This is a genomic window from Streptomyces sparsus, assembly GCF_054776295.1.
The window spans coordinates 1-1,422 of the sequence record NZ_BAAHCA010001124.1 but is presented as its reverse complement, the minus strand read 5'-3'; the positions used below and the strand labels follow the sequence as shown (position 1 = coordinate 1,422).

Genomic DNA, 1,422 nt, shown 5'->3' with positions numbered 1-1,422 from the left:
GATGCGCTCGTCCGGGCGGGCCCGGGCGTGCTCCCGCACCCGGGCGAGCGCGGCGGCCGGGTCGGACGTGCCCGCCAGGTCCAGGCCGGTGAGGGCCAGGCCGGTCGCCGTGGTGTGCACGTGGGCGTCGGTGAAGGCGGGTGTGACCAGGGCCCCGTCGAGGTGGACGGTCTCGTCGACACCGTCGGCGAAGGAGTCGGCCGCGCCTTCCGAGCCGACCCAGGCGACGGAGTCGCCGTCCACCACCATGGCAGTGGCGAAGGGGTCGGCGGGGCTGTGGACCTCACCGCCGCGCAGCAGGACGGTGCGGTTCGGCCGGGGGGTGACGCTGTCGCTCATGGCCCCAGTCTCCCGCCCGTCGGGGCGAGCGCGGAGCCGGGGGGCCGGGAGCGGGCGGGGACGGCCCCGGGGCCGCGGGGCTAGATGCGCGGCGGCCGGGCCTCGTAGGGAGTGGAGAGCACCACCGTGGTGCGGGTGGAGACCCCCGACAACGAGCGGATGCGGGCGAGCAGGTGCTCCAGCTCGATGGGGGTCGCGACGCGGACCTTGAGAATGTAGTTCTCCTCCCCCGCCACGCTGTGGCAGGCCTCGATCTCCGGTACCTCGGCGAGGCGCTCGGCGATGTCGTCCGGGGCGCTGGGGTCGAAGGGCTTGACGGAGATGAACGCCGTCAGCGGCAGCCCCACGGCCTCCGGGTCGACCAGTGCGGTGTACCCGCGAATGACTCCGCGCTGCTCCAGTCTGCGCACCCGCTGGTGCACGGCCGAGGTGGACAGGCCGGTGGCCTTGCCCAGGTCCGTGTAGCTCATCCGCCCGTCCTTGACGAGCAGTTCCGCGATTCGTCTGTCCAACTCCTCCACAGCACGCAACCTACTGTGCCGGGCGTGCTCCGGCACAGCGGACGGCACGGCCGGGCCCTGCGCGCGCGCCGGTGTGACGAACGCCACACGAGTGCGACCGTGTCCCCGGGCCGGCCGCGATTATGCGCCTGGCACGCCGGGAAGTGCTTGCTGTGGCTGAGCGCCGTGCGCCCGGCCGGCTCACCCGAGGGGGATTGCATGCACACTCTGAAGCCGATCGGTGCCAAGGCGACCGGACTCCAGCAGACCGACACGGCCGTCGCGGAGAGCGTCGACCAGTCCGCCGACACCGACAGGTACGAGCACCTGGAGACCCACCGCGTGGGCTGCCCCGACTGCGCCCGGCCCATCGCGATGTTCGCCGACGAGCGGGTACTGCCGCGGCACGCGCTCTGCCCGACCCCGTGGGACCCGTTCGGCCTGACCGTCTGCCAGGGCTCGGGGCGGCCGGTGGCCGAGGCGCTGCCGGCGGGATCGTCGCTGGCCTTCGACGAGGACACCGCGGCGCTGCCGACGCTGCCGCAGGGCCTCGACTGGCGGACGCAGCCGTTCTCGCACGCCG

At 74.0% G+C, this 1,422-nt stretch carries 3 protein-coding genes; 1 reads left to right on the top strand and 2 read right to left on the bottom strand.

The window, feature by feature from the left end:
• Positions 1-339 (bottom strand): amidohydrolase family protein (locus ACYVE9_RS26830; RefSeq protein ID WP_461030488.1); only part of this gene is annotated, 339 nt, incomplete at its 3' end.
• 80 nt (positions 340-419) lie between these two features.
• Positions 420-860 (bottom strand): Lrp/AsnC family transcriptional regulator, encoded by a 441-nt coding sequence (locus ACYVE9_RS26825; RefSeq protein ID WP_461030487.1) that lies wholly within the window; start codon positions 858-860, stop codon positions 420-422.
• 198 nt (positions 861-1,058) lie between these two features.
• Here ACYVE9_RS26825 and ACYVE9_RS26820 point away from each other — a divergent pair.
• Positions 1,059-1,422: hypothetical protein (locus ACYVE9_RS26820; RefSeq protein ID WP_461030486.1), on the top strand; the 364-nt coding region annotated here is incomplete at its 3' end.